Raw genomic sequence first — 25,393 nt, forward strand, 5'->3', positions numbered from 1 at the left:
CGACGTCAGTCTTCCCAGCGACGGAACAGCACGCTGGCGTTGACGCCACCAAAGCCGAACCCATTCGACAGCGCGTGGGTGATTGGCATCTTCCGCGACTTCAGGCCAACCAGATCGAGCCCGCTGGCCGTCTCATCCGGATGAAGCAAATTCAGCGTCGGCGGCACGATCTGGTCACGAAGCGCGAGCACGGTGAAGATGGCTTCGATGCCCCCGGCGGCGCCCAACAGATGCCCGGTGGCGGATTTTGTCGAGGTGATCGCCACACCGGAGTCCACGCCGAACACCGCGCGAATCGCCGCCAGCTCTCCCGCGTCGCCAACCTGGGTGGAGGTCGCGTGAGCATTGATGTGCTGCACCTCGGCGGGGCTGATACCGGCCTGGCGCAGCGCCTGTTCCATGGCGCGGCGGGCACCGTTGCCATCCTCCGGCCCTGCGGTCAGGTGATAGGCGTCGGCGCTGGTGCCATAACCGACCAGCTCGGCCAGGGGCTTGGCCCCACGTGCCAGGGCGTGTTCCAGCGATTCGATCACCAGCAAACCGGCGCCTTCGGCCATGACAAAACCGTCGCGATCACGATCAAACGGCCGCGAGGCCTCTTGCGGGCGCTCCGCGAAGCCGGTGGACAGTGCGCGAGCCGCCGCGAAACAACCCAGGGTCACGCGGTCTATCGCCGCCTCGGTGCCGCCGCAGATGGCAATATCCGCCTCGCCACTCCTGATCAGCCTGGCCGCATCGCCGATGGCCTGCACACCGGCGGCGCAAGCCGTGACGGGTGCGCCCAGCGGCCCTTTGAACGCATGCCGGATCGACACCTGCCCGGCCGCCATGTTGGCCAGGAAAGCCGGCGCGGTGAACGGCGACAAACGACGCGGGCCACGACTGTCCGTGGTGCGCACGGCATCGGCAATCGTGGCGAAACCACCCACGCCCGAGGAAATGATCGTGGCGGTCCGCTCCTGATCGATGGCCTCGACGGGATGCCAGCCGGCCTGCTCCAGGGCTTCGTGAGCGGCCACCAGGGCGAACTCGATGAAGCGGTCCATCTTCTTGCGATCCTTGGGCGCGATGAGGCGCTCCGGGTCGTAGCCGGCAACGCCGTCCTCTTCAAAGGTCGGCACCTGCCCACCCACCGCGACGCCGGTGCCTTCGGTGACGTCGACGGACAGATTGCGTATGCCGGAATGCCCGGCCAGCAATCGCTGCCACACCTCATCCACGACGCAACCCAGCGGCCCGACCATGCCCACACCGGTGACGACGATTCGTTTCAGACCTTGGTGATTTTTCATGCTGCCCTCTTCGTCTCGGGACGGATCTTGAACCAGATGGAATACATCGCCGGCAGGAATACCAGCGTCATGATGGTGCCGACGAACGTGCCACCGATCAGGGTGTAGGCCAGCGTTCCCCAGAACACCGAATGGGTCAGCGGAATGAACGCCAGGATCGCCGCCAGCGCCGTGAGCAGCACCGGCCTGGCTCGCTGCACCGTGGCTTCGATCACCGCGTGGAACGGATCCAGGCCTTCATTGGCGTTGTGATGGATCTGCCCGATCAGGATCAACGTATTGCGCATCAGGATGCCCGACAGCGCGATCAGCCCGACCAGCGCGTTGATGCCGAACGGCTGATTGAAGATCAGCAGCGTCGGCACCACGCCAATCAAGCCCAGCGGTGCGGTAAGGAAAACCATGATCATCGCCGAGACCGAACGCACTTGCAGGATGATGATCAGCAGCGTCATGGCGACCATGATCGGCACCAGCGGCACGATGGCCTTGCCGGCCTTGCCCGACTCCTCGATCGCGCCCGCCTGCTCGATCCGGTAGCCGCTGGGCAATCTGTCGATCACAGGTTGCAGCTGCTTGATGATTGCGCTGGAGACATCCGGAGGTTGCAGGCCTTCGGCGATGTCGCCGCGCACGGTCATGGTCGGCGTGCGGTCACGTCGGCGCAGGATCGGGTCCTCCATGCGCACATCGACTTCGCCCACCTGGGACAGCGGAATCCGCTGGCCCGTCGCGCCCACCAGGGTAAAGCCGTCTATTTTCGCGGGGTCGAGGCGGATATCGCCGGCAGCGCGGCCGACCACCTGCACCGAGCGGATGTCCTCGCGGACCGCCGTTATCGGCACGCCCGTGAGCAGGAACTGCAGTTGCTGGGCGACTGCGCTGGACGTCAGCCCCACCGCCTGCAAGCGGTCCTGGTCGAGGTTGAAATGCAGCGTCGGCACCAGCGGACCCCAATCGGCGTTAACGGTCCTCATCAGCGGGCTAGCCTGCATGATGCCTTCAACCTGGCTGGCGATCTCGCGCAGTTTCGCCGGATCCGGCCCCATCACCCGATAGGCCACGGGGAACGGCGAGTAAGGGCCAAACACCAGTTGGGTCACCCGTACCCGCGCCTCTGGGGCAAGCCCTTCGGCGACCGCTTCACGCAGACGGAACTTGAGGGCTTCGCGCGCCTCCTGGCTGTCGGTCAGGACCACAATCTTGGCGAAGGACGGGTCGGGGAGTTCCGGCGCCATCGCCAGGTAGAAACGCGGCGCGCCTTGACCGATATAGGCGGTGACGATCTTCGCCTCTTCCTGCTCTTGCAGCCAGGCTTCGACCTTGGCGGTGGTGGCGCTGGTCTGCTCGATGGAGGTGCCATAAGGCATCTGCACTTCCACCAGCACCTCTGGCCGGTCCGAGGTCGGGAAGAACTGCTTCTTCACCAGGCCCATGCCCACAATCGCCACGAAGAACGTTGCGATCACCGTCCCGGCCACCCACCACTTGCGTGCGATGACGCGGGTCAGTATCTGGCGGAAGCGGTTGTAATGACGGGTGTTATAGATGGCCGCGTGACCACCCTCGACCTGCTTGATGTCGGGCAACAGCTTGACACCCAGGTACGGCGTGAACGCCACCGCGACCACCCAGGAAGCGATCAGCGCAATGCCGACGATCCAGAACATGTTGCTGGTGTACTCGCCGGCGGTCGATTGGGCGAAGCCATTGGGCATGAAGCCGATGGCGGTCACCAGGGTGCCGGAAAGCATCGGCGCGGCCGTGTGGCTCCAGGCATAGGCGGAGGCCTTGATCCGGTCGTAGCCCTCCTCCATCTTCACCACCATCATTTCAATCGCGATGATGGCGTCATCCACCAGCAGCCCGAGCGCCAGGATCAGCGACCCCAAGGTAATGCGGTCGAAGTTCTTGCCGGTGGCGGCCATGACCACGAACACCACCGCCAGGGTCAGCGGCACCGCTGCCGCGACCACCACCCCGACGCGCCAGCCCATGCTCAGGAAGCAGACAAGCATTACCACCAGCAGCGCGACGAAGAACTTGACCATGAACTCGCCGACGGCCGAGTCGATGTTCACCGATTGGTCGGTGACCTTGGTCAGCGTCATGCCCAGTGGCATGCCCGCATTGATATTGCTGGTTTCCACATCCAGCGCTTTGCCCAGGTCGAGGCCGTTCCAGCCCTCGCGCATGATCACGCCCAGCAACAGCGCCTCTTCGCCGCCGTTGCGCACCAGGAATGTGGCCGGGTCTTCGTAGCCGCGCTCGACGGTCGCCACGTCCGACAGTTTCAGCGAGCGACCTTGTACTACCACCGGTGTATCGCGAATCTTCTGCAACTTGTCGAAGGCGCCGTCCAGGCGCAGGAAGACCTGCGGCCCGACGGTTTCGATCGACCCTGCTGGCGTGAGCATGTTCTGGCCGTTGAGGGCGGCAAAGATTTCCTGCGGCGAAACCCCCAGGGTCGCCAACCGATCATGGGAAAAGGACACAAAAATCCGTTCGGCCTGCTCGCCAATGATGTTGACCTTTTTTACGCCCGGCACGTGCAGCAGCCGTTGGCGCAACGCCTCGGCGTCACGCACCAGCAATCGCTGCGGCTCGCCTTTGGCTTTCAGGGCGAACAGTGCAAAGGTCACGTCGGAAAACTCGTCGTTGACCATCGGCCCGATGACACCGGCCGGCAGCTTGATGGCTTCGTCGGCGAGCTTCTTGCGCGCCTGGTAGAACTCCTCCTGGACCTGGGACGGCGGCGTGCGGTCGACCAGCGACACCATGGTGAACGCGAGCCCCGGGCGCGTATAGGTTTCCGTGCGGTCGTACCACTTCAATTCCTGCAGGCGTTTTTCCAGCGGCTCGGCGACCTGGTCCTGCATCTCCTGGGCCGTCGCCCCTGGCCAGGCGGTGATGACGGTAAGTTGCTTGACGGTGAACGGCGGATCTTCCGCGCGGCCCAGCTGGAAGAATGCCAGGACACCCGCGACAGCAATCAAGAACAACAGGAACACCGTGATCGAGCGCTCGCGAACGGCGAGCGCCGAGAGATTGAAGCTCATGGGCGATTCTCCGCAACCTGCACATCGCCCGGTTGAGCCAGCCTCACCTCTTCACCATCGCGTAGCAGATGCGCGCCAAGCGCGACGATGCGCTCGCCGACGTTCAGCTCGCCCGAGACTTGCGCAGTGTCGTCGCTCAGGCCCAGTAGCTGGACCGGACGCCAGGAAACTTTTGCCGGTTCACCGGCGATCACCCAGACGCCGGCGCCTTTGCCCGAGTCGTGCAGCGCGGCGATCGGCACTTGCAGCGCCTGCCCCAACCGGGTGCCCGGACTGATCCGCAGCGTCACCGTCGAACCCAGCGGGGCATTGGCCAGCGCGCCCTCCAACACATAACGTGCCTCGAAGGTGCGTGTCACCCGATCGGCGGAATCCGACAGCCACCTGAGCTTGGCGTTAACCGTCGCGGCGGCGTTGCCATAAAGCCTCGCCTGCGCGGTTGCGCCGGGGGCGGGCCGCAGGGTCTCGGGCAACTGCACAGCGGCTTCGCGCTGGCCCGCACGCGCCAGCCGGACGACGATTTGGCCAGGGGTGACGACTTGTCCGGGCTCGGCCAGGGTCTCCATCACCACGCCATCGGCGTCGGCCAGCAGCACCGCATAGCCGGAGGCATTGCGCGCTACGTCAGCCTGCGCCTGGGCGGCGCTGAGTTGCGCTTTCGCGGTGTCGGCGGCGGCCTTGATCTGGTCGTAGCCCGAGGCGGAAATAGCGCCCGCAGCGACCAGGTCGCGATACCGCGCCTCGTCATCCGCGGTCTGCCTGGCCCGCGCCCGGGCCGCGGCGACGGCCTCCTGCTGCGCGCGTGCCTGCAAGCCGAGGTCGATGGGGTCGAGGCGCATGAGTGGCTGGCCCCGCTTGACGGTCTGGCCAGTGTCGACCAGACGTTCGAGCACCTTGCCGGAAACCCGGAAACCCAAATCGCTCTGGACGCGGGCGGTCACCACGCCGGTGAAGGCGCGCGAGGTATCGGACGCCGCCGATACCTCGGACACCCGCACCAACGGCGCCAGCGGGCGCGGATCCTTGGTGGTGGAGGACTCGCCGCACGCCGTCAGGACGAGCGGCAACAAGCAAGCGGCAATGGTGACAGGTCGGCGCCGGAGCATAGGGTCCCTTACTTGAACGCTAGGATGGAAGGCGCATTCTCAATGCTTGTGACCGTTTCTGTCAATCGTCACTAAAACACCAATTGATGGGACGCCCTTCTTCTGAGCACTGTATGTTCTGGCCTAAACGACGAGATAAAAATACTGTGAACAAGATGATTTGACTTTAAGTGACCAATAATTAGTATGGTCACAAACAATCTCCACTCAAGGAAATACGATGCCTCCCCTGCGCCCCATTGCTCTTCTGGTGAGTGCCAGCCTCATGGCAGGTTGCGCGGTCGGCCCGGATTACCAACGTGCCGCCGCGCCGCTTCCGAGCCGGTACCTGGGCCAGCCTGCGGTCGAGCAGCGCTCCACGGCCGCACCGACCCTGCTGGTCAACTGGTGGGAAGGCTTCGCTGATCCCACCCTCACCGCCTTCATCCAACAAGCCCTGGAACAGAACCTGGACCTGGCGCAGGCGTCGGCACGCGTCACCCAGGCACGGGCCGGCCTGGGCGCGGCCAACGCCGCTTTGCTGCCCTCGGGCAACATCAGTGGCCAGGCCGCGCGCTCATACCAATCGGTCGAGACCCCGCTCGGCCAGGTGCTGGACTCGACGCCCGGCTACGACCGATACGGAAACTTCTACGAGCTCAACCTTGGTGCCAGCTGGGAGATAGACGCCTTTGGCGGCCTGCGCCGCGGGCGCGAGGCGGCGTTGGCCGAATACCAGGCGTCGGAGGCGGGTGCCGTCGCCACGCGCCTGGCCGTTGCCGCGCAGGTCGCCGACGTCTACCTCACCGTGCGGGGTTTGCAGACCCGGCTGGACATCGCGAACCGCCAAGTGCGGACGCAGCAGGACCTGCTGGAAAAAGTCCGATTGCTCTACAGCAAAGGCCTGGCCGCCAACTATCAGGTCCGCCAGACCGAGGGACAATTGTCAGAGGTACAGGCCACCGTGCCGGTCTTGCAAGCCGGGTTGGACGCGGCCATGAATGCGCTGGATGTGATGCTCGGCACGCCGCCTGGCACCCATCGCCCGCAATTGGCTCAGGTGCGCGATATTCCTCTCGCCCCACCGATGGCGACGACAGGAACCCCTGCGGACCTGCTTCGACGTCGACCTGACCTCATCGTCGCCGAGCGCCGCCTGGCGGCCTCCAACGCACGGATCGGCGAGGCCGTCGCCGAGTATTATCCGAAATTCTCCCTCAGCGCCTTGCTCGGCAGTGCCACGGCGGTGTCCGGCGGCAATCTTTTCAGCGGCGGGGCCAGCCAGTCGGCGGGTGTGCTGGGGCTGCGCTGGAGGCTCTTCGATTTCGCCCGCATCAACGCGCAGATCGAACAGGCCAAGGGCCAGGAAGCCGAAGCACTGGCGGCTTATCGCCAGTCGGTGTTGCGCGCCACCGAGGAGGTTGAAAACGCCCTCAGCGCCCTGGTGAACCGCGAAGCCCAGGCGACGACTCTTGCTCAAGGGGAAACGTCGCTGACCCAGGCTCGCCAATCGACATTTGTCGCCTACCGCAAAGGTACGGCCAGCCTGATCGATGTGCTCAATGCCGACGAGACGCTGCTGCGCACGTCCGACACCCGAGCGCAGGCGCGAACGGAATCGGCACGGGCGGCAGTCGCGGCTTTCCGGGCGCTCGGCGGTGGCTGGCAACCGCCTGAGGAAACGCCCGTGGCAACCCGGTGATCATTCCTTGAAATGGTCACTAATTGGCGATATCAGGTAAGACTACTCACTTGAGGTGCTCACCAAATCCGTGGCGAGGGAGCTTGCTCCCGCTGGGCTGCGCAGCAGCCCCATTCCCATGAGCCGCTGGCTCAGGGCATAAGACTGCGCAGGATCAGGTTGGAAGTGAGCGTGGGCGCTTCCTCGACGAAATCGAGGTTGTACTGCAGCAGCAACGGATTGACGAACGGCCGCAGCGCCAGGTGAATGGCTTCGACGGTCTCGTCCAGCGGCGTCTTGCGCTCAAACTCGCCGAGCTCACGACCTTCCCGGACGATCTGCAGGACGAAGCTCTTGATCTGCTCGTTGTAGATTTGTGAACTGGGCCAGCGCTCCGAGGCCGAGAACGCGGCGATGTCGTAGAGCTTGCGCTCATTGAAGAACAGGTCCACGCCCGTCGCGATCACGGTCTTGACCAATCGCCGGAAACGCTCCGTCGCCGACAGCCCTTCTTCCCGGATGGCTTCTTCGACGGCCGCAACGATTTTCGACAGGCAATTGGCGCAGATAGCCTCGCCGATCGCCTGCTTGGAATCGAAGAATTTATAGATGTACGCCTTGGAAAAACCGATGGCCTTGGCCAGGTCGGAAACCGTGGTCTTGCCATAACCGTACTGGCTGAAGTGTTCATTGGCGGCCGCGACAATCTGATCGCGAATATCGTGATCGACGGGGCCGCGGGCGCTGGGCGAGGTAATGGATGGCTGGTTCATGGGGGCAGCTTACGCACCCGAAAGGTCGCTGACAACTCATGACCTTTCCGGAATAGAGTCACAAACGCTCCCCTTCGAGGCTAAATGCTGTTCACTTAAGGCGATCGGGGAACCCGTGGCGAGGGAGCTTGCTCCCGCTGGGCCGCGAAGCGGCCCCAAAACCTGCCAAATACGTAGTATCAGACACACCGCATCCGCCGGTTTGCGACTGCTTCGCAGCCGAGCGGGAGCAAGCTCCCTCGCCACGGATAGATCATTTTGTTAAGTGAACAGCATTACCCTTCGAGCCGGCCATCCTTTGGCTGTCAGCCAATCACATCGGCATACACCGCCCTGTCGACATTGCCCCCGGACAGCACCACCCCGACCTTTTTTCCCTCCATCAACCCACGCTCCTGGATCAACCCTGCCAGTGCCGCAGCGCCAGCACCTTCGGCGAGGTTATGGGTGTCGGTGTAATAGACGCGCATGGCCTCGGCAATCTCCTGGTCGCTGACCGCCACGATCCGCGCCGCCGCGGCGCGGTAGATGGCCAAGGCTTCGGGAATCGGCCTGCGCACGGCGAGGCCGTCGGCGAAGGTATTGGCCGAAGCGGTTTCGCAGATTTCTCCGGTTTCAAATGACATTTTTGCAGCCGTTGCCTCGGTGGAGACCACCCCAACGATCCGGGTCTGCAAGCCCAGGGCATCGCGCGCGGCAATCACTGCGCAAATCCCCGAGCCACAGCCGATGGGTACGTAGACGGTGTCCAGGTCGGGCACAGCCTTGAACAGCTCAAGGGCATAGGTGGCGACGCCCTTGACCAGCTCGGTATGAAACGGCGGCACGAGAAACAGCTCCTGCGCTTGCGCCAGGCGTGCCGCCTCCTCCCGGGCCTCATCGAAATCGCGGCCGTATTCGATCACTTCGCCGCCGAAGCCGCGCATGGCATTGTTCTTTTCGATCGAGTTACCCTCCGGCACCACTATCAACGCCTTCAGCCCCGAGGCGCTGGCCGACAGCGCCAGGCTCTGGCCGTGGTTGCCACGGGTGGCGGTGACGATCCCCTTTGCTTGCGGGTGCTCACGCTTGAGCCAATGCATGAAGGTAATGCCGCCACGCACCTTGAAAGCCCCGGTGGGGGTATGGTTTTCGTGCTTGACCCACACCGTGCATCCCAGCCGCTGCGCCAACAAGGGCCAGGCGTACTGGGCGGTGGCGGGCATGACTTGATAGACCTGCCGAGCCGCTTGTTCAATCTCGTCGAGCGTCAGTGTGTACATGAGAATGGCCTCCTGGAATTTCGTCCAGTCTAGCCAGGGGCGCCGAGCCCCGGCTTTCAAAAAACCGACCTGACTTTTCCGGCGCTGCTTCACTACTATGGTCACCATGAGCCATCGCAACCGCCCACAGCCGCCGCGCAAGACTGAATCGACCCGTCGCATCGAGGCAGGGCCGTGGGCGATCGAATTGCTCCCCGGCTGCGCCTATGCAGCGCGCTACATCGCGAGCCAATCGGCGATCGGTTTTGCGTTCGACAGCCAGCGCGGCTTGCATGCGATCGGCAGCGACCGGGTGCAGCCCTTCAATGCGCTGCCCAACGGGCTGGCGTTCGTCCCGGCCCAGTGCGACGTGTATTCGCAGTCACCTCATGGCGGCGAATACCTGCGCCTGATACGCACCGATGGATTCGTGCTTGAAGGCGATCACCCCTTCAACAATCGCATCGACCCTCGGGCCATTGCGCTCGCGCAGCGCATGCGTCGCGCGCTCCTGCACGGCTCGATCGACGACGATTGGGAGGCTTGGGCCCTGGCACTGGCCGAATGCGCGGCAGCGGAAAACTCCAAGTCGGCAAGGCCCCAAGGTTCCATCACCGACAGCCGGATGCGCTTGCTGGATGAATTCATCGACGCAGCCCTCGATCAGCCATTGGCCGTACCGGCGATGGCGCAGCTGCTGGGGCTGTCCGAGGGCTACTTCATGCGTGCGTTCAAGGCCGCGACCGGCAAGAGCCCCCATGGCTACCTCATCGACCGACGCCTCGCCAGGGCCCGGGCGCTGATACGCGATTCCTCGGCCACACTGCCGCAAATCGCCCTCGCCTGCGGTTTCAGCTCACAAGCGCACATGACAACGACGTTCAAGCAGCGCCTTGGTGTGAGTCCGGCGCAATTGCGTCAAATGACGAAGTGCATTTGACGTCCTTGACTTAATGGTCCAGTTTTCAAGGACAGCATCTCACCGGACGTTGTGCTGGATACACCCCATTCGTGAATCAGAGGACCGCTGCCGCCTATGATCGATGTACGAAGAATCTGCGCCGTTGAGTCTTGTTGGGTGCGCCTGTGTCGCTGATCCCCCTGGTTGTGTGCGACGACTCCACCATGGCGCGCAAGCAGGTGTTGCGTGCGCTGCCGCAAGATTGGCCGGTTTCAGTCACCGAGGCGGTCAACGGTCGCCAGGCGATGGATGCCATACGCCAGGGCCTTGGACACGTGGTGCTGCTCGACCTGACCATGCCGGAGATGGATGGTTATCAGGTACTGAGTGCCTTGCGCGCCGAGGGCTTGAAAGCGCAGGTCATTGTGATTTCCGGCGACGTCCAGGATGAAGCGGTACGCCGGGTGCATGAACTGGGCGCGCTGGCGTTCCTGAAAAAGCCTTTCGACGAAAACCAGTTGCGCCAGACGCTCACCGGGCTGGGTCTACTGACTCAACCCGGCCAGGCTCCGCTGCAAAATCGACCGGCACCGAACGCGGCCATCAGTTTCCAGGATGCGTTCCGCGAGACGGTCAACGTTGCCATCGGCCAGGCCGCGGCGCTGATTGCCAAGGTCCTGGGCGTCTTTGTGCAATTGCCAGTGCCGAACGTGAACATCCTCGAAGTCGGGGAACTGCACATGGCGCTGAACGACGTCGGCAGCTCCCAGCAACTCACGGCCATCTGCCAAGGCTTTATCGGCAGCGGCATCGCCGGCGAAGCACTGCTGATATTCCATGACTCGGAGATCGCCGACATCGGGCAACTGATGCAGCGCGAGAGCGCCGACTATTCGGACCTGGAGATGCTGGTGGACCTTTCCAGCATCCTGATCGGTGCTTGCCTGAGCAGCATCGCCGAACAGATCGACGTGATTTTTTCCCAGGGGCATCCGCAGATTCTGGGTCAGCATGCAGCAATCGATGAATTGATCCGCGCCAACCGCGTCCACTGGAAAAAGACCCTGGCGGTGGAAATCAGCTATGGCCTGGAAGGCCAGGATATCCGCTTCGACCTGTTGCTGCTGTTCACGGAAGACTCTATCGAGCGGCTTACCCACAAACTCGCCTACCTGATGAACTGAGCCATGAGCGAATCCATCGATCTGAACGAATTCCACTGGTTGCTGGCCATCGTTCAGAGCATCGACGTCGGCGTGGTGGTACTTGACCGCGAATACCGCGTACAGGTCTGGAACACCTTCATGGAGAACCGCTCCGGCGTGCAGCCCAAGGATGCCCAGAACCGCAACTTCTTCAGTCTGTTTCCCGAGATCGATCGCCCCTGGTTCAGCCGCAAGGTCGAGAGCGTCGCGACCCTCGGCACGCCGGCATTCACGGTCTGGGAGCAGCGCCCGTACCTGATGCGGTTCAAGAGCTACCAGCCGATCACCGGCCAGGAAGAGTTCATGTACCAGAACACCACGCTGCTGCCCCTGCGCTCGCCCGACAACCGGATCAACCACATCTGCCTGGTGATCTACGACGTCACTGACGTCGCCACCAACCGCCACCAGATCCAGGCCGCCAACGCACAGTTGCAACTTCTGTCCAGCACCGATCGCCTGACCGGCCTGTACAACCGTGGTCATTGGGAAGCCAGCCTGAAAGCCGCCTACGCCCGCCATCAACGCTACGGCAATGCGCTGAGCCTGGTGATGCTCGACATCGATCACTTCAAGCGGGTCAACGACACCTACGGTCACCAGGCCGGCGACAAGGTCATCGAGCAAGTCGCCCGACTGTTGCACGAGCATGTGCGCGAATCCGACGTCGCCGGGCGTTACGGCGGCGAAGAGTTCGGCGTGGTGCTATCGGACACCGACGCGGCCGGCGGGCAGATTTTCGCCGAGCGCCTGCGCAAGGCAGTTGAAGAGTCGCTGGTGCAGTACAACGGCCAGGACATAAGTTTCACCGTCAGCCTGGGCGTGGCCGACCTGAGCCAGCCCGCCAACGACCACGCCGAACTGATCGCCAGGGCCGACCAGGCGCTGTACACGTCGAAAAAGACCGGACGCAATCGCGTGACGGTTCACGGGCACTAATTCACAGATCCTGTGGGAAGCCCGCTCGAGATTGCGGTGTAGCAGCCAGCAGGGATGTTGAATGTGACGGCCCCATCGCGAGCAAGCTCGCTCCCACAGTTGAATGTAGTGAGCATAGATCCCGAGGCCACTTCAGATCCCTGTGGGAGCGAGCTTGCTCGCGATGACGGCGGCATATCCAACATCTATCCAGGCCGCTAGATCGCTATCGCGAGCAAGCTCGCTGCTTCAATTTTATTGGTCTGTCCAATCTACTTTTTATCTGATTGGTCTTGCCAATATTTTTTCCGCCGTGTAGTTTCGAGCCAACATCAGCGGCGCAGCTCACTGCGCGCCTACAACAAGAAAGAGCGTCCCGGTCCCGGCAGCCGTGCGCTCACTCCCCTCCTACCGCGTGCAGCCAGCCTCCGCCTGCGCGCCAGCCAAGGAGCATCAACATGCTGACTGTCGTCTGTAACGAACCCGGCTCGCTAACCGCCATCGAACGTGAAATACCCGCCAGGAAACCGCGAGAGGTCCTGATTCGAGTCAAGCGTGTCGGCGTTTGCGGCACCGATCTGCATATTTTCAGCGGCAACCAGCCCTTCCTCGAGTACCCGCGCGTCATGGGTCATGAGTTCTCCGGAATTGTCGAAGCCAGCGACGCCTCCAGCGACCTGGCTGTCGGTGATGTCGTCTACGTGATGCCCTATCTCTCCTGCGGCACTTGCGTTGCCTGCCGTCAAGGCAAGACCAACTGCTGCACCCGCATCCAGGTACTGGGCGTCCATTGCGACGGCGCCTTCACTCAATACCTGAGCGTTCCCCAGGAGTTCGTGCACAAGGCCGTGGGGGTTTCCCTGGACCAGGCGGCGATGATCGAATTTCTCTCCATCGGAGCCCACGCCGTACGTCGCTCGAACGTCCAGGCAGACAAACACGCCCTGGTGGTCGGCACCGGCCCGATCGGCATGGCGGCGGCGATCTTCGCGAGCCTGCGCGGGGCGAAAATCACCGTACTGGATACCCGCCAGGATCGCCTGGCGTTCTGCAAGGAACATCTGGATATCCACGCGGCCGTGCACATCGGCGAAGGCGACAAGCAGGCCTTGGCCGAACTGACCGGGGGGGACTTCTTCGACGTGGTATTCGATGCCACCGGCAACGCCCGGGCGATGGAGCGCGGATTCGAATTCATCGCCCACGGTGGCACCTACGTGATGATCTCGGTAGTACGGGACTCGATTACTTTCTCCGATCCTGAATTCCACAAGCGTGAAGCCACGCTGATGGGCAGCCGCAACGCCACCCGAGAAGATTTCCAATACGTCGAGCAATGTTTGCGCGATGGCTTGATTCCCGATGCAGCCCTGAACACCCATCGGTTGCTACTGAGCGACGTGGCTCGTTCCTTCTCCACATTGCTCGACCCCAACCAGGGTGTGGTCAAGGCGATCATCGAGTGCTAGGCAACGGAGGACACCGTATGAACCCGCCTGCTTCCACCTTGCTTGTCCTGGCCGCCGGTGACGATGTTGCCGTAGCCCGGGGCGACATTCCCGAAGGTCAAAGCCTCAGCGCCGATGGCATCACGCTGATCGCCCGACAACCGATTCCATCCGGTCACAAGATCGCCCTGCGCCCGGTGTCGGCCGGCCATCGGGTACTTAAATACGGGCAGACTATCGGCCAGGCAACTCGAGACATAGAGCCCGGCGATCACGTCCACGTGCATAATCTGGACATGTCTGCGACCAATGCCGAACACAGCGTGCGGAACGTCTATGTGCCCACATTGCCAAGCGCTCACCCCGCTACGTTCGAAGGTTATCTGCGTGACGATGGACGCGTCGGCACGCGCAACTACATTGGCGTGATTTCCAGCGTCAACTGCTCGGCGACCGTCTGCAAGCACATCGCCAAGGCCTTTTCATCCGAGCGGCTGAAAGACTTCCCCAACGTCGACGGCGTCGTCGCAATCACCCATGGCAGTGGCTGTGGCATGGGCGCCAAGGGTGAAGGCATCGACATCCTCAAGCGCACCTTGCGCGGGTATGCCGATCACGCCAATTTCGCCGGAGTGCTGTTGATCGGCCTCGGTTGCGAGGTCAACCAACTCACCCCGCTCATGGATGAACTGGGCGATCGCCGCGCTGCACTCAAGGCCAGCCTGATCATTCAGGACGAAGGCGGCACCCGCGAAGCCGTGCAACGGGGTATTGCCGCTATTGAGACGATGCTGCCCATCGTCAACCAATGCCGGCGCACGACCGTAGCCGCCAGCCACCTGTGCGTCGGTCTGCAATGTGGCGGCTCGGATGGCTACTCAGGCATCACGGCCAATCCGGCGCTCGGCGCGGCCGTGGACCTGCTGGTGCAACAGGGCGGCACCGCGATCCTTTCGGAAACCCCGGAGATCTACGGCGCTGAGCACCTGCTGACAGCCCGCGCCGCGTCCGCCGACATCTCGGCGAAACTGATGGAGCGCATCCATTGGTGGGAAACCTATGTGCAACACAACGACGGCGACATGAACAACAACCCATCACCGGGCAACAAGGCCGGAGGCATTACCACCATTCTGGAAAAATCCCTGGGCGCGGTGGCAAAAGCCGGCTCGACCGGGCTGATGGGGGTCTATCACTACGCTGAAAAAATCGATACCCGGGGCCTGGTGTTCATGGACACGCCCGGCTACGACCCGGTGTCCGCGACCGGCCAGGTGGCGGGCGGCGGCAATCTCATCTGCTTCACCACGGGTCGCGGCTCGACCTATGGCTGCAAGCCCACGCCCTCCTTGAAAATCGCCACCAACACCCGCCTGTTCCAGCACATGGAGCTGGACATGGACTTCAACGCCGGTGGCATTGTCGACGGTGTGGAGTCGGTGGCCGAGGCCGGTGAACGGTTGTTCCGGTTGATGCTGCAGACCGCTTCCGGAAGCCGCACCCGCAGCGAGGAAAACGGCCTGGGCGATAACGAATTCCTGCCCTGGCAGATCGGTGCGGTGATGTGAGTCGTTGCACTCTTTCCCACATCAATGAACACGATCAAGCGGCTATGGTAGCCTTTGCGGACTCTCAGATGGACGCCCACCCATGGTCTCACCGATCAATCCCGCCGAACGCAAGCCGTACCAGAAAATCGCTGATCAACTGCGCAACTACATTGCCGAGGGGGAATTCAAGACGGGCGCAAGGCTTCCCCCCGAGCGCGATTTGACCCAGCTTCTCGGGGTTTCCAGGCCGTCCCTTCGCGAGGCGCTGATCGCCCTGGAAATCGACGGCGACATCGAGATCAAGATGGGCTCCGGCGTGTACGTACGGGCCAGGTCCGGCGATGCAAAAAAACCGAGCATGACCTTGGGCGAGAGTCCCTCGGAACTCATGCAGGCTCGTGCCTTGATCGAGGGCGAGTCGGTGATCCTGGCGTGTCTGCATGGCAAGAAAAGCGACTACCGCTACCTGCAGGAATGCATCGATGCCATGCGCGCGAGCATCGCCAGTGGTCTGCCGCCGTTGGAGGATGACCGCAGATTTCATCAGCGCCTGGCGAAAATGAGCGGCAACTCCGCCCTGGTGCGGATCATAACCGCCCTGTTCGATGAACGTCACAATCCGATTTCGGCGCACCTGAGCAAACACGCGGAGAATACCCTGACGTGGGAGGCGGCAGTCGTCGAACATGAGGCGATCCTGCACGCCGTGGCCACCAAGGACGTGCTCGGCGCCCAAACCTCGATGCGCCAGCACCTGAGCCGCTCGGAAAACCGCTGGCTGAAGGCCCTCGAACCTGAAGCCCCCGCCGACTAGCCCCACCCGTTCAATCCTCTAAACACAGAACTGTTTGGTCCGGGGACATGGTGGAACCTGTGGCGAGGGGATTTATCCCCGCTGGGGTGCGCAGCGCCCCCAATCCGGTTGAATACGATTTGCCTGATGCACCGAGGTGCCTGGGTTCAGGACCGCTGCGCAGCCCAGCGGGGATAAATCCCCTCGCCACATAAGCCCTGGCGTCCTGACGCTTGCCTCGCTTGATGCTGGTACCGCTTTTGTGGCGAGGGAGCTTGCTCCCGCTGGGGTGCGCAGCGACCCCAAACCGGTTGAACGCGATTGGCCTGATGCACCGAGGTGTCTGTTTCAGGGGCTGCTGCGCAGCCCAGCGGGAGCAAGCTCCCTCGCCACGGGTTCGTGTAGGCAGTTGGGTATGGAATGCACCGACACGCCTGCACTCCTGCCTCGTTTCCCTACCGGTACCCGCTTTTGTGGCGAGGGAGCTTGCTCCCGCTGGGTTGCGCAGCGACCCCAATCCGGTTGAATACGATTTGCCTGATGCACCGAGGTGCCTGTTTCAGGGGCTGCTGCGCAGCCCAGCGGGAGCAAGCTCCCTCGCCACGGAGATTGTGCAGGCTGTTGGGTATGGATGCACCGACGCGTCTGCACTCCTGCCTCGTTTCCCTACCGGAATCCCCTCGCCACAAAAGCCCCGGCGTCCTGACGCTTGTCTCGATTGATGCTGGTACCGCTTTTGTGGCGAGGGAGCTTGCTCCCGCTGGGGTGCGCAGCGCCCCCAAACCGGTCGAACGCGATTTGCCTGATGCACCGAGGTGCCTGTTTCAGGGCTGCTGCGCAGCCCAGCGGGAGCAAGCTCCCTCGCCACGGGTGTTGCTCGGGATTTAGTGTGCTGTTTGGTCCAGTTGCCGGCGCACGGCCAGTTCCACGCCACGGATTTCTGCCAGGCCCTTGAGGCGGCCGATCAGGGAGTAGCCGGGATTGCTCTTGCGATGCTGATCGTCGAGCAACTGATGCCCATGATCTGGACGCAGCGGCAAGCGCGGGCCGCCTTCTCGCTCGCGCCGGCGCTCTTCGGCCACCAAGGCACTGATGACCCCGACCATATCGACGTCCCCAGCCAGGTGATGAGCTTCATGAAAGCTGCGTGGATCGGCTTCCCGACGGGTCGAACGCAGGTGAGTGAAGTAGATGAACGGCGCAAAGTGCCTGGCCATCGCCACCAGGTCGTTGTCTTCGCGCACGCCATAGGAGCCGGTACAGAATGTCAGCCCATTGGCCGGGCTTGGCGCGGCATCCAGCAGCCATTGGGCATCTTCGGCGGTAGAAAGGATGCGCGGCAGCCCGAGCAATGCCCGGGGCGGGTCGTCCGGATGGATCGCCATGCGCACGCCCACCTCCTCCGCAACCGGAATCACCGCGCGCAGAAAATACCCCAGGTGCTCACGCAACCTGGCCTCGTCGATGTCGGCGTAGGTACGCAGCAACTCGCGGAATTTGTCCAGGCTGTAGTGTTCTTCGGCGCCGGGCAATCCAGCGATCAGGGTATCGACCAAAGCTTCGCGCCCGGCCGGCGACAGTTGTTCGAAATAGGCCTTGGCCTGTTGGATATCCTCGGCGCTGTACTCGTCCTGCGCTCCCGGCCGCTGGAGGATGAACAGGTCGAAGGCAGCAAACGCGGTCTGATCGAAGCGCAGGGCCCAGCCGCCATCCGCCAGTTCATACGTCAGGTCGGTGCGGGTCCAGTCCAGCACCGGCATGAAGTTGTAGCAGACGATATCGATACCGCAGCTCGCCAGGTTACGCACGCTTTGCTGGTAGTTGGCGATGTACTCGTCACGACGTCCGCAGCCGCGCTTGATGTCTTCGTGCACCGGAATGCTTTCCACCACCGACCAGGTCAGGCCAGCCGCTTCGATCAGCGCCTTGCGCGCCGCGATGGCGTCCACCGGCCAGACCTGGCCATTGGGAATCTCGTGCAACGCGGTGACGATGCCGGTCGCACCGGTCTGGCGAACGTCTGCCAGGGAAATCGGATCTTTGGGGCCAAACCAACGCCATGTCTGTTCCATGTTTTTCTCCTTGTTATCAGTTGGGTGCGGCAAAGGTGTGCAACAGGCTGTCGACGCCATCGCGGGTCAAGGCGTCATAGGCGCGGTGCACGGCGTCGCGAAACGCGGCGCGAGCTGACAGCGCCGGCGGGAAGACTTCCTCAAGGTCGAGAGAAGCATCGACCCGCGATGCGCCGTCGAAGCGTCCCGCAACGTCGGCAAAGGTTGCGCTCAGCGGGTCGTCAACCACATGCGCCGGTCGACCGGGCAACGGCTGCGTGCAGTAATGAATCCAGGCGGCAATTCCCAGCGCGGTGCAGTCGATGCCGCGCCCTTGGTCGAGCAATTGCTCTGCGCCGAGCAACCAGCGCTGCGGCAATTTTTGCGAACCGTCCATGGCAATCTGGCGCAAGCGGTGTTGCAGGCTGTCATTGGCGAAGCGCGCCAGCAGGTCGCGACCGTATACCGACAGGTCGATCCCTGCCGGCATGTCCAGCGTGGGCGCGGCTTCCTCGGTCATGTAGCGCTCGATGAAATGCGCCAGCCTCACATCGCTGACGGCCTCGAAGACTGACTCATGCCCGGCCAGCAGCCCCACATAGGCCAGCAACGAATGGCTGCCGTTGAGCATGCGCAATTTCATGGTTTCGAACGGGCGCACATCGTCGACCATCTGCACGCCTTCGGCTTCCCAGTCCGGTCGGCCAAGGGGAAAGTGGTCCTCGATCACCCACTGGCTGAAGCTTTCACAGACCACGGCGGCGCGGTCGTGGCAGTCCAATTGTTGCGCCAGCCGGACGAAGGACTCCTCGTCCATGGCCGGCACGATGCGGTCGACCATGGAGCTGGGAAATGCCACCTGTTGCTCGATCCACTGCGCCAGCGCCTGATCCTGCAACGCCGCCAATGCGCTTACCGCCTGGCGGGTGCGCTGGCCGTTGTCGGGCATGTTGTCACAGCACAACACGGTAAACGCCGGGACGCCCGCGGCGCGGCGACGACGCAAGGCTTCGAGGACGATGCCGGGCGCTGAACGCGGCGCCTGCGGATGGGCGATGTCATGGGCAATTGTCGGATCCTCACGGCGCAACTGCCCGGAGGAAGGGCTCAGGCAGTAGCCTTTTTCAGTAACGGTGAGCGTGACGATCCGCGTCTGCGGCGCGGCCATGCGTTGCAACAACTGCTCCAGTTCCTGACCGCCCTCGCCCGCATACAAGGCCTCGCGCAACACGCCGATTTCCCGCAGCGTCACCTGCTCGCGGTCACGATACTCCGCCACATGGTAACGACCGTCCTGCTCGCGCAATTGCTCGACCAAGGCGTGATTGGAACGCAGGTTGGCGCTGCACAAGCCCCAGTCGCTGTCGCCGTGGCGATTGAGATTGCGTTGCAGGTACACCGCCTGATGCGCCCGGTGAAAGGCGCCCAGGCCCAGGTGCACGATGCCGATCTCGCGGGCCTGGCCAGTGGCGGGAACGCGTTGGTTGAGCGACATGGCTATCCTCCTTCAGGGATGATCGAGGGCTGGGCGCGGCTGGCCGCCTGCATCGGCCTGCGGCGCGACGCCTGCCACCGCCAGCGGCTTGACGTAACGCGCCACGCACAGCGCACCGATGATAGTCAGCAGGCCCGCCAGCAGGAACGCGCTGGTGAACGAGCCGGTGAACTGGACGATGAACCCGGTCAGGGTCGGCCCGATGATGCCCGAGGTGTTGGCCAGGAAATGCATGAAGCCACTGACGCCGCCGACACGCGCCGCAGGCACCGTATCCTGGATGATCGCCCAATAGATCGCGCCGGTGAGGTAGAGGAAAAACACCGCCAGCGCCACCAGGATGACGGCCGGATACAGCGTCTTCACCACCCCGGCGACGCCGATGCAACCGGCGCAGGCCAACAGGCAAGTCACCAGCACGACTTTGCGCGAGAACATGATCCGCCCGGTCTTCTTGAACACGAAGTCGGAAATGAACCCACCCAATGCCAGACCCAGGAAGCCCAGCAGCCAGGGGATGACCGTGGCGATGCTCATGTCCTTGACGTTCAGGCCGTGGGCCATGGTGAGATAACTGGGGAACCAGGTCAGGAAGAAAAACAGCGTGTAGTTATAGGAAAAGAACGCCAGGGAGGTGAACAGCACCGTCGGCTGCTTGAGGTAGAACCGCAGCGGGAATACCGGTTGCGACGCCAGCTCGCTCTGCCCCTCGGCCCGCAGGATATCCTCGGCGCCCTCGCCCTCGGGCTTTTCCTTGACAAACTTGTACCAGATTGCCGCCCAGATCAGGCCGACCAGCATGATGATGATGAACGACACCTTCCAGCCATAGGTGACCGCAATGAAGCCCACCACCGGACCGGAAATCGCCCCGCCCAGCGGCGTGCCGGACATCGAGGCACCTAGAGCTCGTGCCCGGCGCTTGGGGGTGTACCAGTTGTTCACCATCTTGCTGGTGGTGACGCTCAGCGGACCTTCGCCCATGCCGAACAGGATCCGGATGAGCACCAGCGACGCGAAGCCCACCGTCAGCACCGTGAGGCCGCTGAACAACGACCACAGGACCATGGCCAGCAGCAACGTGGTCTTCGCGCCATAACGGTCGGCGGCCCAGCCACCGATGAAGTTGAAGGCGGCATAACCGACGAAAAAGCTGCTGAAGATCATGCCCATCTCACCCGTACTCAGACCGTAGTCCTTCTGGATGAACGGCGCCGCCACAGACAATGCCGACCGGTCGAGGTAATTGATCACCCCGGCCAGGAACAGCATGATGATGATTAAGCTACGTCCTTGACCAAACATGGTGGAACCTCCCGCTTGTTGTGTTTATTCGGTGAGGGTGCCCATGACAGGCACGATGAAACCGGTGATGCAGACGGCTCAGTGAAGGGCGCTCGTCAGCTCCACCAGGATTTTTCGGGTTTGCTCGGGGTGCTTCTCGATCAGGTCGATGGCGCCGGGCATTCCATCGAAGCTGACGCGATGGCTGATCAGGTCCTGGACCTGCAATTTGCCGCTGGCGATCAGTTCGATCACCTGGGGGAACTTGCGGTTGTTGAGCCTGGAACCGACCAGAGTCAATTCCTTCTTGATCATCTCCAACTGCACCAGATCGCTGGGCGTGGCATTGAAGCCGAGCAATCCGATGCGCCCGGCCGGCGAGGCCAGGCGCACCATCTGCGGCATGAGCGCCGGAATGCAGGCAGCGTCGACGATCAACGGCACGCCCTCGCCCTGGGTGTGCTCACGCATCAGCGCTTCGACATCGACTTGCTGGCCGTTGAGGGTCCGACTGGCGCCCAGCGCACGCGCTGTCTCCAGGCGGCTGTCGATGACATCGGTCACGGTGATGTCGGTCATTCCCAGCGCCCGGGCCATCTGTACCAGCGTCAGGCCGATCACGCCGGCGCCGTAGATCAACACGCTGTCACCCGGCTGCGGCTGCATCCGATCGAGCACGTTCAGGGCAATGGAATAAGGCTCCACCAGGGCGCCGTGGCTGAGGGACATCAAATCGGGCAAGCGGTGGGCGTTCTCGGCCGGGACGCAGACCTGCTCGCTGAAGCCGCCGTCACGGTGCACGCCGATCACTTGCAGCCGCGTGCAGACGTTCGGCCGCCCAATGCGGCAGGGATAACAGGTGCCGCAACTGATCACCGGATCGATGCAAACCCGGTCGCCTGTCTGGAGGTGCTCGACACCTTCACCGACCTGCCGGATCACGCCGGAGAATTCATGGCCGGTGACCCTGGGGAAACGCACGAATGCGTTCTGCCCGTGAATGATGTGCATGTCCGAGCCACAGATGCCGGCATACGCCACATCGACCAGCACCTCGCCACGAGCGACCTCGGGGCGGTCGACCTGGGCCAGGCCGAACTCGAAGGGTGCTCTTACCTGGAACGCTTTCATCGGAAGACTCCTGGCGGGACATTCGTCCCGTTTCCTTGAATGGGTTGAAACCGTTTCACCAATGCCACAGCGTGCCGTCTTCAAGACGGTTGACCGGCAAGCTGGCGCGTTTGTAGGGGTATTGGCGGGCAAGCTCTTCATCGATATCGACGCCATGCCCTGGCGTTTCGCCCGGGGTGAAATGGCCGTCCTCGAAGCGATACGCATGAGGGAAGACCTCATCGATGCGGTCTTCGTGAGGCATGTGTTCCTGGATGCCGAAGTTCGGCACCCACGTATCGAAATGCAGGGCCGCGCCCATGCACACCGGTGACAGGTCGGTGGCCCCGTGAAAACCGGTACGCACCTGGAACAGCGCGGCGAAATCGGCAATTCGCCGCACGTGGGTAATGCCGCCGGCATGCACCAGCGTCGTGCGGATGTAGTCGATCAACTGTTCCTGGATCAGCTCGCGGCAGTCATGGATCGAGTTGAACACCTCGCCCACCGCCAGCGGCGTGGTGGTGTGCTGGCGGATCAGGCGGAAGCTCTGCTGGTTTTCCGCCGGCGTGCAGTCTTCCAGCCAGAACAGGTTGTACGGTTCCACCGCCTTGCCCAGGCGCCCGGCCTCGATGGGCGTCAGGCGATGATGCACGTCGTGGAGAATGTGCAGGTCATCGCCAAAACGTTCGCGCACGGCGGCAAACAGCTTGGGTACGTAATTGAGGTATTTGGCGGTGTCCCAGACGTGTTCCGCGGGCAGGTCGCTGTCGGCCGGCTCGTAACGCTCGCCACTGCGTTTGGCGACCCCGTACGTCGTGGCAATACCCGGGACTCCGCATTGCACCCGCACGGCCTTGTAGCCCAGCTCGACGTGACGGGCGACTTCGTCCAGGCAGCCTTCGATGTCCTTGCCGGTGGCGTGCCCGTAGACCATCACCCGCTCACGGCTCTTACCGCCGAGCAATTGGTACAGCGGCATGTTCGCGGCCTTGGCCTTGATGTCCCAGAGCGCCACGTCGACGGCGGCGATGGCCGTCATGGTCACCGGCCCCCGACGCCAATATGCGCCGCGATAGAGGTACTGCCAGATGTCCTCGATGCGATGGGCATCGCGGCCGATCAACGCAGGAAGAACGTGCTCTTCCAGATACGCGACGACGGCCAGTTCGCGGCCATTCAAGGTGGCATCGCCGATGCCGTAGATGCCTTCGTCGGTGACAATCTTCAACGTGACCAGGTTGCGCCCCGGGCAGGTAACGATGACACGCGCTTCAACGATTTTCATAAGTCAGACCTGTTCGACAAAAGGAAGTGAGGACGTGCCCATGCTCGGCATGGCCGCCTGCGGAATCAGCGCACCCCGGTACTGGACGACCTCGGCAGCCAGGCGATGACCCCAGCGGGCGGCCTGCTGCGGATCACCGCCGCGCAGATGGCAGGCCAGGTACGCAGCGTTGAACGAATCACCGGCAGCGGTGGTGTCGATAACCTGCGCGACGGTCTGCGCGGGCACTTCGAAACGCCCCGCGGGACACTGGATCAGGCAACTGGCCGCGCCACGCTTGAGGGCGACTTCGCGGACTCCCGCCTCGGCGTAGGCGCTGAACAAGGCATCAGGATCGTGGTAGCCGAACAGGCTCGCGTCATCTTCCCAAGTCACCAGCGCCAGGTCGCTCAGGTGCAGCAGATCGCGATAGGCCTGCCGAGCCGTTTCAGGGTTGGGCCAAAGGTGGGGACGGTAGTTGTTATCGAAGACGATACGCGTGCCCGCCCGGCGAGCCCGGTGCAAGGCATGGATCAGGCGCTCGCGCCCCTCCGGCAGGAGGATCGCCAGGGTGATGCCGCTCAGGTAGACATAGTCGTAATCGGCCAGCGCAGCGAGCACGGCCTCGGCCTCGGCGCCTTCGAACATGCGCCGCGCCGCCGCTTCCCCGCGCCAGTAGAGGAACCGCCGCTCGCCGTGTGGATCGGTCTGGATGAAGTACAACCCCGGCAGCGCATCCTCGATCACCCGGACATGCGCATCGCCAATGCCTTCGTCCAGCCAGGACTGGCGCATGGCCGCGCTGAATGCGTCGTTGCCCACCGCGGTCATGTAGTCCACGGCGACGGCGCCACGTGGATTCAATCGGGCCAGGTAGACCGCGGTGTTAAGCGTATCGCCACCGAAGGTCTGTGTGATCTCGGCATCCGGCCCGCCGCGCACCTCGATCATGCACTCACCCACCAGCGCGACCTTCAGCGGTCGGGGGAAGCGGGTGTCCGGGCCATGGTTGAGTGTCAAATCCATCATTACGCGCCTTTCTTGTTTTTAAAACGGCGTTTCATTTTTATCTCAAGGCCCGAGTCTAGTCAGATTTCCGGCCTCGTCAAGCAAAAATGAAACAGCGTTTTGTTCTGCTTGCGTATATCCTTGGGTTTTACTTTCACGTTGGAGCCTTCATGGACAACAGCGTCATTCCCAACAACGATCTGGTGTCGGCGGTTGGCCGGACCATGGCCGTGCTCGAAGCCCTGGCCGAGCATCCGGAAGAAAGCGGCGTGTCGGAAATCGCCACCAAACTGGACATGTCCAAGGCCACGGTTTATCGCTTCCTGCAGTCACTCAAGGCTCGCGGGTATGTGGTGCAGGATGCCGAAGACCGTTATCGACTCAGCGTCCGGCTGTTCGAACTGGGCGCCCAGGCCCTGCCCCATCTGGACATCGTTCGCGAAGCGGAGCCGGGGATGCGCCGGATCAACGAGCTGACCGGCGAGACCGTGCACCTGGGGATCCTCGACGAAGGCAGCATCGTCTACGTGCACAAGATCGACTCCAAATACAACCTGCGCATGTACTCGCGCATCGGCCGGCGGGCGCCGTTGTATTGCACCGGCATCGGCAAGGTGCTGATGGCGTGGCTGGAAGAGGAAGAGCTGCTCGCGCACCTCGCGCAGGAAAGCTTCGAGCGCCGTACGGCCAACACCTTGACCAGTGTCGAGGCGTATCTGCAGGAGTTGGAGATTGTTCGCCAGCAGGGCTATGCCGAGGATCACGAAGAATTCGAAGACAACATGCGCTGCCTGGCGGCACCGATCCGCGACCGATTCGGCCATGTGATCGGCGGGATGAGCGTTTCATTCCCGTGCTTTCGCTTCAGGGAAGAATTGAAGCAGGACTACGTCAAGCAACTGATGCAGGCGACGCAGCAGATTTCAGCTCAGTTGGGTTGGCATGCACGTTGAGCGCTAGATCCGACGACAAACCCGTGGCGAGGGAGCTTGCTCCCGCTGGGTCGCAAAGCGGCCCCTTTTTTTGGACCTGCTGCGCAGTCCAGCGGGAGCAAGCTCCCTCGCCACAGGATCGTCGTTGCTCTCAAATGAACTGCATTACCTGTGGGAGCGAGCCTGCTCGCGAAGACGTCAGCACATCCAACATCACTGCAAGCTGACCCTCCGCTTTCGCGAGCAGGCTCGCTCCCACAGGGATAGTGAGTGTTCAGCCTTGCATTCAGCTTGCTTCTA

Annotated in this window: 19 protein-coding genes; 8 read left to right on the forward strand and 11 right to left on the reverse strand. The window is 62.8% G+C overall.

All coding sequences use genetic code 11. The annotated features are described in order from the left end of the window. Positions 1 to 5: 5 nt before the first annotated feature. From fabF to J3P89_RS14005, 3 genes are read right to left on the reverse strand one after another with little or no spacing between them, the layout of a single operon-like run. Positions 6 to 1,292, reverse strand: coding sequence for a beta-ketoacyl-ACP synthase II (gene fabF / locus J3P89_RS13995; protein ID WP_434697921.1), 1,287 nt, complete (start codon positions 1,290 to 1,292; stop codon positions 6 to 8). Next, positions 1,289 to 4,351, reverse strand: a complete 3,063-nt coding sequence (locus J3P89_RS14000; RefSeq protein WP_434697922.1) for an efflux RND transporter permease subunit — start codon at positions 4,349 to 4,351, stop codon at positions 1,289 to 1,291. Before J3P89_RS14000 ends, fabF begins: the two co-directional genes overlap by 4 nt. Beyond that, positions 4,348 to 5,457, reverse strand: a complete 1,110-nt coding sequence (locus tag J3P89_RS14005) for an efflux RND transporter periplasmic adaptor subunit (protein ID WP_434697923.1) — start codon at positions 5,455 to 5,457, stop codon at positions 4,348 to 4,350. The genes J3P89_RS14000 and J3P89_RS14005 overlap by 4 nt, the downstream gene beginning before the upstream one ends. 220 nt (positions 5,458 to 5,677) lie before the next feature. On the opposite strand from J3P89_RS14005, the gene J3P89_RS14010 reads away from it, so the two are divergent. Then, entirely contained in the window at positions 5,678 to 7,138 is a 1,461-nt protein-coding gene (locus J3P89_RS14010; RefSeq protein WP_434697924.1) for an efflux transporter outer membrane subunit, read from the forward strand. A gap of 131 nt (positions 7,139 to 7,269) precedes the next feature. On the opposite strand, the gene J3P89_RS14015 is transcribed toward J3P89_RS14010, so the two are convergent. Beyond that, the gene (locus J3P89_RS14015; RefSeq protein ID WP_434697925.1) at positions 7,270 to 7,890 is read right to left on the reverse strand and encodes a TetR/AcrR family transcriptional regulator; all 621 of its coding nucleotides are present in this window, start codon (positions 7,888 to 7,890) and stop codon (positions 7,270 to 7,272) included. 305 nt (positions 7,891 to 8,195) lie between these two features. Continuing rightward, positions 8,196 to 9,152, reverse strand: a complete 957-nt coding sequence (locus tag J3P89_RS14020) for a threonine dehydratase (RefSeq protein ID WP_434697926.1) — start codon at positions 9,150 to 9,152, stop codon at positions 8,196 to 8,198. 97 nt (positions 9,153 to 9,249) lie between these two features. Between J3P89_RS14020 and J3P89_RS14025 the strand changes: the two genes are divergently transcribed. The 6 genes from J3P89_RS14025 (at position 9,250) to J3P89_RS14050 (ending at position 15,967) form a co-directional block, all read left to right on the forward strand. Next, positions 9,250 to 10,071, forward strand: a complete 822-nt coding sequence (locus J3P89_RS14025; RefSeq protein WP_434697927.1) for a helix-turn-helix transcriptional regulator — start codon at positions 9,250 to 9,252, stop codon at positions 10,069 to 10,071. A gap of 146 nt (positions 10,072 to 10,217) precedes the next feature. Continuing rightward, positions 10,218 to 11,216, forward strand: coding sequence for a response regulator (locus tag J3P89_RS14030; RefSeq protein ID WP_434697928.1), 999 nt, complete (start codon positions 10,218 to 10,220; stop codon positions 11,214 to 11,216). A 3-nt stretch (positions 11,217 to 11,219) separates the two neighbouring features. Beyond that, complete coding sequence (locus J3P89_RS14035; RefSeq protein ID WP_434568709.1) at positions 11,220 to 12,176, forward strand: diguanylate cyclase; 957 nt, start codon at positions 11,220 to 11,222, stop codon at positions 12,174 to 12,176. A 437-nt stretch (positions 12,177 to 12,613) separates the two neighbouring features. Further along, a complete protein-coding gene (locus J3P89_RS14040; protein WP_434697929.1) occupies positions 12,614 to 13,624 on the forward strand; it encodes a zinc-binding alcohol dehydrogenase family protein in 1,011 nt (336 codons plus the stop codon). 17 nt (positions 13,625 to 13,641) lie between these two features. Continuing rightward, positions 13,642 to 15,171, forward strand: coding sequence for a UxaA family hydrolase (locus tag J3P89_RS14045; protein ID WP_434697930.1), 1,530 nt, complete (start codon positions 13,642 to 13,644; stop codon positions 15,169 to 15,171). 82 nt (positions 15,172 to 15,253) lie between these two features. Beyond that, the gene (locus tag J3P89_RS14050) at positions 15,254 to 15,967 is read left to right on the forward strand and encodes a FadR/GntR family transcriptional regulator (protein WP_434697931.1); all 714 of its coding nucleotides are present in this window, start codon (positions 15,254 to 15,256) and stop codon (positions 15,965 to 15,967) included. Positions 15,968 to 16,830: 863 nt separating this feature from the next. Here J3P89_RS14050 and uxuA read toward each other — a convergent pair. The 6 genes from uxuA to J3P89_RS14080 form a co-directional block, all read right to left on the reverse strand. Then, positions 16,831 to 18,018, reverse strand: coding sequence for a mannonate dehydratase (gene uxuA, locus J3P89_RS14055; RefSeq protein ID WP_434604585.1), 1,188 nt, complete (start codon positions 18,016 to 18,018; stop codon positions 16,831 to 16,833). Positions 18,019 to 18,034: 16 nt separating this feature from the next. Beyond that, complete coding sequence (locus J3P89_RS14060) at positions 18,035 to 19,492, reverse strand: mannitol dehydrogenase family protein (RefSeq protein WP_434697932.1); 1,458 nt, start codon at positions 19,490 to 19,492, stop codon at positions 18,035 to 18,037. Between the two features lie 12 nt (positions 19,493 to 19,504). After that, positions 19,505 to 20,797: an MFS transporter gene (locus tag J3P89_RS14065; RefSeq protein WP_305495026.1), complete on the reverse strand. Its 1,293-nt coding sequence runs from the start codon at positions 20,795 to 20,797 to the stop codon at positions 19,505 to 19,507. A 78-nt stretch (positions 20,798 to 20,875) separates the two neighbouring features. Continuing rightward, positions 20,876 to 21,907, reverse strand: coding sequence for a Zn-dependent oxidoreductase (locus J3P89_RS14070; RefSeq protein WP_434697933.1), 1,032 nt, complete (start codon positions 21,905 to 21,907; stop codon positions 20,876 to 20,878). Positions 21,908 to 21,962: 55 nt separating this feature from the next. After that, positions 21,963 to 23,174, reverse strand: a complete 1,212-nt coding sequence (gene manD, locus J3P89_RS14075) for a D-mannonate dehydratase ManD (RefSeq protein WP_305495029.1) — start codon at positions 23,172 to 23,174, stop codon at positions 21,963 to 21,965. A 3-nt stretch (positions 23,175 to 23,177) separates the two neighbouring features. Continuing rightward, complete coding sequence (locus J3P89_RS14080) at positions 23,178 to 24,179, reverse strand: sugar kinase (RefSeq protein ID WP_434697990.1); 1,002 nt, start codon at positions 24,177 to 24,179, stop codon at positions 23,178 to 23,180. Between the two features lie 152 nt (positions 24,180 to 24,331). On the opposite strand from J3P89_RS14080, the gene kdgR reads away from it, so the two are divergent. Continuing rightward, on the forward strand, positions 24,332 to 25,114 hold the full coding sequence (gene kdgR / locus J3P89_RS14085; RefSeq protein WP_434568717.1) for a DNA-binding transcriptional regulator KdgR: 783 nt from the start codon (positions 24,332 to 24,334) through the stop codon (positions 25,112 to 25,114). Positions 25,115 to 25,393: the final 279 nt, after the last annotated feature.

This window comes from Pseudomonas sp. Z1-14 (genome assembly GCF_051132005.1).
Taxonomy (GTDB): domain Bacteria; phylum Pseudomonadota; class Gammaproteobacteria; order Pseudomonadales; family Pseudomonadaceae; genus Aquipseudomonas.